The sequence below is a fragment of the Mycobacterium sp. genome, from assembly GCF_049278535.1.
Taxonomy (GTDB): domain Bacteria; phylum Actinomycetota; class Actinomycetes; order Mycobacteriales; family Mycobacteriaceae; genus Mycobacterium.
In genome coordinates this window covers 1-5,500 of record NZ_JBAPMI010000191.1, presented here as the reverse complement: position 1 = coordinate 5,500, position 5,500 = coordinate 1, and the positions used below count along the sequence as shown (strand labels likewise).

General features: G+C 64.3%; 5 protein-coding genes and 1 pseudogene. 3 read left to right on the top strand and 3 right to left on the bottom strand.

Going from position 1 to position 5,500, the window contains the following annotated elements; genetic code table 11:
• Positions 1 to 234: 234 nt before the first annotated feature.
• Entirely contained in the window at positions 235 to 1,203 is a 969-nt protein-coding gene (locus WAO18_RS13020; protein WP_422206681.1) for a class I SAM-dependent methyltransferase, read from the bottom strand.
• Positions 1,204 to 1,349: 146 nt separating this feature from the next.
• Here WAO18_RS13020 and WAO18_RS13015 point away from each other — a divergent pair, with 146 nt between their 5' ends.
• Positions 1,350 to 1,817, top strand: coding sequence for a glucose-6-phosphate dehydrogenase (locus WAO18_RS13015; RefSeq protein ID WP_422206680.1), 468 nt, complete (start codon positions 1,350 to 1,352; stop codon positions 1,815 to 1,817).
• Positions 1,818 to 2,312: 495 nt separating this feature from the next.
• Positions 2,313 to 3,176, top strand: a complete 864-nt coding sequence (locus WAO18_RS13010) for an NYN domain-containing protein (protein ID WP_422206679.1) — start codon at positions 2,313 to 2,315, stop codon at positions 3,174 to 3,176.
• A 366-nt stretch (positions 3,177 to 3,542) separates the two neighbouring features.
• Here the strand turns inward: WAO18_RS13010 and WAO18_RS13005 are convergent, their stop codons facing one another.
• Positions 3,543 to 4,520, bottom strand: a complete 978-nt coding sequence (locus WAO18_RS13005) for a class I SAM-dependent methyltransferase (protein ID WP_422206678.1) — start codon at positions 4,518 to 4,520, stop codon at positions 3,543 to 3,545.
• Between the two features lie 34 nt (positions 4,521 to 4,554).
• On the opposite strand from WAO18_RS13005, the gene WAO18_RS13000 reads away from it, so the two are divergent.
• Positions 4,555 to 5,307: a TVP38/TMEM64 family protein gene (locus WAO18_RS13000; protein WP_422206682.1), complete on the top strand. Its 753-nt coding sequence runs from the start codon at positions 4,555 to 4,557 to the stop codon at positions 5,305 to 5,307.
• A 10-nt stretch (positions 5,308 to 5,317) separates the two neighbouring features.
• Here the strand turns inward: WAO18_RS13000 and WAO18_RS12995 are convergent.
• A pseudogene (locus WAO18_RS12995) lies at positions 5,318 to 5,500 on the bottom strand (hypothetical protein); the annotation flags it as partial.

The following is a 5,500-nucleotide window of genomic DNA, read 5'->3' as shown; positions in this document are numbered from 1 at the left end:
GCGGACGGGTACGCGTCGATGACCCGCAGACTTACTGCGGAACGCTCAGCCCACAGAGCGAGGGCGCTCGCCCCTGCTTTGCCGAATCTGGCCAGCGGCCCCGACAATGGGGTGGCCAGGACGGCGCGAGCTGCCACACCCACAACTTAAGCGTGTCGAACAACCGCCCACTCCCCGGGGTCCTACCGATCGTAACATCCCACTGCGGTTCAACACCGTTGCCCGGGTGCGCGCCTAGAACGGACCGTGCATCGCTTCGCTGAGGCCCCCGCCGGCGCCAACTTCCCCGGAGATCATCCTCCACCACGGTTTGATGTAGCGGTGTTTGCCGTGCGGATCGAAGTAGCGGCTTGTCAGCTCTTGTGGTCCCACGTCGACCACGTTTTGGAAGCCCCGCGAGGCAAGGAATGCGGGCGCTTGGCCCTCGTCGATCCCGAAAGTGAGCGGCTCGCTGGTGTGGCTCATTTTGGCGAACTCGTTCGCCGCCCCACGCAGTGTGCAGGTACCCTCAACCACCGAGCGCAGTATGTAATCGAACACGATCGCGCTGCCCGCCGCACTGGCCATCACAAAGCCCAGAACGCCATCCACCGCCTCCAGGTCGAGGTAGGGCGTCACGCCTTCCCACAGAATCACCGTCGGGCGCGTGGTGCGGTAGCCGCACCCCAGCAGCTTGTCGGCAAGGTTGTCCACCGTGAAGTCCACCGGAACGTAGGCCACGTTGGCCGGGATCTCACCGATGAGGGCACGGACCTTGGCCTGCTTCGCCGCGGACGTCGCAGGATGATCCACCTCGAACACCTGCACACCACCCAGCCGGTCGGCAAACCGGTAGGGCCGCGAATCGTAGCCGGCTCCCAGTATCACCAGCTGCTCAGCCCCGTCCGCCAGCCGTTGCTGCAAGAGGTCGTCGAAATAACGAGTACGAGCGATGACATAGTAATGATGCCCGGCGAAGCGCCGTTCGATCAGTCCCTCGACCATATCCCGAAACAGCCTGCCCCACAGCAGCATTCGATATTTCGGGCCGAGAAATCGTTCCGCCATCGGATCGCAGCAGATCCGCTCGGCGGCGGGCTTGCGCGTCTCGATCGCTCGCGATAGCGCCATCTGCTCCGCGGTGGTGCTAGAGCGAGTCTCTTTCATAGGGCTCGATGATAATTTATGTCGACCGGGCCCGGGCAGCAAAGCGGGCGAGGCCACAGCGACTAATGAAATGGCTTCAAACAAAGCCGGGCCCGGTCGAAACCGGCAGCCACGCGGCTGCTTTGGATGTGGTTGATCAGCGTTGCTCAGCTGACGGTACGGGCGCACAATTGAGGTGTCCGTCTGTAACCTGGAGAAGCGCGATGAGCGAGCAACTGTACGACTTTTTCGGCGAGATGTTCCAGCGGTACTTCAGACCCGCCATCGATGCATATCCGCGAATGGGTAGAACACTCGTCGGAAGGTTACTCACCCTGACGGACGACGTGCCCGACAAATTGGCACAGACCCGTTGCGCCGCAACGGCATGGGCCAAAGCCGAGACCCCGAACGCCAGAATCACCTCGGAACTCTTCGTGATCACCCAACAGGGACTGATGTATGCCGCCGGGTTGAACGAGCCGCGCCGGGCGCTCTATTACCTCGCCACGCCGCCCGCATTGTTCGATCCGTTCGTCGATCAGGTCGACACCGCCGAACTGCGTGAGGGCACGGTAGTCGTGGTGGACAGCCGGTTCGGCCGCGACCTCGCATCCGCGCATCCGATGGACGCCGCGCTGCGCCGGATTCTCGATGAGCACCTGGCCCTGCGGGTAAATCTGCCTGCGTAGCTATTTCTTCGCCGCGGCCTTCTTGGCCGGCCGAACATGTGCGCGGACAGCAATTGGCGATGGTCGGCGGCGAGATGCGTTGGTCGGACTCGTTTTACCGTTGCTTTGCCGGATAGGTGTAGGCTCAAAGCACGGATCCACGGCAGACTAAGGTCGGACCGGAAGAGAAGATTCCTCCTCTCGGCTGTGGCATTTAGCACGAGCACTAGGCACCCACGCGAAGCAAAGCCCATCAACTGGGCACAGCGCGGTGGGCTTGCGTGCAGGCCGGGAAACTGTGTCCTGACGCCGAGGCCACATTTCACTGCGCCATCATGCACGCTTGGTAACCGAGAGGTTTGCGCTTCGGACGGCGCTCCTTTTCGTCAGGAGCGCCGTCCGACTCGTGTATGCCGAACTCCCGGAAGTCTCGAAATAGACCACATTCGAAAAATGGAATTCGTCTTTGCCGAGAGAATCCGCCCTAACCAGCGGCCGACGGTCAAGACTGGACTCATGACAGATGCCGACGCGGACCGTGTTGCGGTGTACCTCGACTTCGACAACATCGTGATCTCCCGGTACGACCAGGTCAATGGGCGCAGCTCGTTCCAGAAGGACAAGGCCAAAGGCCTGGACAAGCACGCCGACCGGCTGGAACGAGCCACCGTGGACGTCGGCGCCATCATCGACTTCGCGTCGTCGTTCGGCACCCTGGTGCTTACCCGTGCCTACGCCGACTGGTCGGCCGAAGTCAACACCGGCTATCGCGAGCAATTAGTAGGCCGCGCAGTCGATTTGGTGCAGTTGTTCCCCGCAGCGGCCTACGGCAAGAACGGTGCTGACATCCGGCTGGCCGTCGACGCGGTCGAGGACATGTTCCGGCTGCCCGACCTGACGCATGTGGTGATCGTGGCCGGCGACTCCGACTACATCGCGCTGGCGCAGCGCTGCAAGCGGCTCGGCCGCTACGTGGTGGGCGTCGGGGTCGCCGGGTCGTCGAGCAAGGCGCTGGCTGCGGCGTGCGACGACTTCGTCATCTACGACGCGCTGCCCGGGGTTCCGGTGCCCGAGCCGACGCCCAAAACGCGCCGCGCAAAGTCCGACGACGATGACCAGCAGTCAGCCGGCCCTGACCCGCAGCCCGCGGCCACCGCGCTGCTGACCCGCGCGCTGCAGATCGGCACGGAGAAGGACGACGTCGACTGGCTGCACAACTCCGCGGTCAAGGCGCAGATGAAGCGGATGGACCCGTCGTTCAGCGAAAAGTCGTTGGGATTCAAGTCTTTCAGCGACTTTCTGCGGTCGCGCTCGGACGTCGTCGAGCTCGACGAGAGCTCCACGACGCGGATGGTCCGGCTGCGCGGAGTCGATGCCTAGATCTTCTGTAATAGCTATTTAAAAGCCGAGGTCACGGGCGTAGCATGTAAACATCATGTAAAAACCGCTCCCATGAGAGGAGCAATCGGCTATGAGTATCAAACTCCTGGCCGGGGTGGCCGTGATCGCTACCGGAATCGGGTTGTCCGGCGCAGCGCCTGTTTACGCAACCCCGACGAATCCACTTACACCCTGCTCCGACTGCCTGCCGGGCCCCGGCGGCGGGCCGGGCGGCAGCGCGATCGGAGTCCCCGCGGCTCCAAACCTCGTTCCGCTAATTGGGGGCGGGCCCAAGAGCGGGGCACCGTCAGTCATGCAGCCCCGTGCTCACACTGCACAGCCCGCAGGCAACTAAATCCGCGGAGATCAACCAGTCCGCACATGGTTAGTTTCCTGCTGCCACAAAGACTTTCGCTGCGCGGTAACGAATAGGTACGCCAGAGCGGCGTCGAGGCCCTGCGCGGGCGGGCGGCCATAGCCGGTCATCAGCTCGTCGGACGGCGTCGCCGTCACATCCCAGCCGTGCCGGCTGAGCCAGTCTCCGACGTCTTCGCGTTCGTCGAAGTACCACAGCTCATCGGTCTTGGGGACCTCGAGTTGCGAATCCGCCCGTGCGATCAACTCCCGCACCCGATCCATCCGCTCACGCCGACCGGCGCGCATATCGGGGACGGCGAATTCGGGCCCAAGCCCCTCAACGCCGAGCCGGCTGCCGGGCGCGGCAAGATCTTGGATGCGAGTGAACAGCAGGTCCTGGGCTTCGGCCGGCAGATACATCAGCAGGCCTTCGATCGACCAGGCGCTCGGGGCTGACGGGTCAAAACCAGCCTGCTGCAACGCCGTTGGCCAATCCTGACGCAGATCCACCGCGACCGGCACCCGATGGCAGGCCGGCTCTGCGCCGTGTTCGTGCAGCGTCGCGAGTTTGAAGTCCAGGACCCGGTCCTGGTCGAGCTCGTAGACCGTGGTGCCATCGGGCCACGGCAACCGCCACGATCGCGCGTCGAGCCCGGCGGCCAGGATCACCGCCTGGCGGACGCCCGCGTTCGCGGTGTCGAGGAAGAAGGTGTCGAAAAACTTGGTCCGCGTGGCGAAGTAGCTGACCAGTGCCTGCATCCGCAGCGGCATGTCGGGCTCGGCCTCGATCACGACGGCGGGCAGCTCAGGCGCTCCGTACCAATCCCACACGCCATGACCGACGCGGTCGATGAACACCAGGGCGAACGGGTCGTTGATCAGCGGATTGCTGCTTTCGGTCTCGGCCGCGCGTGCGGCGGCCACGCACAGCGCCGTCGCGCCCACACTCTCGGTGATTTCCCAGCTGTCGTCGTCGGTTCTCGCCACCAGCCGACCCTACGTGAGCCGGTGGTGCGGAAGAATCACGGTGACCATGACCTCCCCATCCACGTCACGACGGCCGCACATCATCCGGCTGGCCGTATTCGCCGCGTTCTTGGTGGTGTTGTTCTATCTGCTGGCCGTCAAGCATCTGGTGAACATCGAGGACGTGCGACGCACGGTCAAGGCGACCGGGCCGCTGGCGCCGCTGACCTACATCGTGCTGTCGGCAATGCTCGGCGCGATCTTTGTGCCGGGCCCGATCCTGGCCGCGAGCAGCGGACTGTTGTTCGGTCCGCTTCTGGGCGTGTTCGTGACGCTGGGTGCGACGGTGGGGACGGCGGTCGTCGCGAGCTTGATGGGACGTCGGGCCGGCCGCGACAGCGCGCGGGCGCTGCTGGGTGCCGAACGCGCCGACCGGATCGACGCGCTGATCCAACGCCGCGGACTGTGGGCGGTGGTCGGTCAGCGCTTCATCCCGGGCCTGTCGGATGCGTTGGCGTCCTATGCGTTCGGGGCGTTCGGAGTTCCGTTGTGGCAGATGGCTGTTGGCGCGTTCATCGGATCGGTGCCGCGGGCGTTCGTCTACACGGCGCTGGGCGCATCGCTCGGTAATCGGTCACCGGTGTTGGCGTACGCAGCGATCGGCGTGTGGTGCATCACCGCTGTCGTGGGCGCCTTCGCCGCGCGTAGCGGATTCCGAAAGTGGCTCGGGCACGGGGTAACTGACGCTTCAGCCGCCCCGCACGGCGACTCGTCGACGGCCGGCAAGGATTCTCCGGCCGTCGACTGAAGCGGACGCTTTAGTGATGTTGGTCAAAGAATTCGATGCCCTGGTTGACTTGGTCGATCGCTCGGTTGACCAGGTCTAACGCGATCGCACGGTGGCCACCTTTGTCCGCCTCCGCGGCCTGCAACTCATTCTGGGCCACGTTCAGGTGGTCCCTGGCACTGACCATGTGGGGCTGCCAGGCATAGGCTGCCCC

What these genes read in the sequence shown, in the direction of transcription:
- WAO18_RS13015 (WP_422206680.1), top strand. Translation starts at nt 1,350, where the DNA reads ATGAGCGAGCAACTGTACGACTTTTTCGGCGAGATGTTCCAGCGGTAC.
- WAO18_RS13010 (WP_422206679.1), top strand. Translation starts at nt 2,313, where the DNA reads ATGACAGATGCCGACGCGGACCGTGTTGCGGTGTACCTCGACTTCGAC.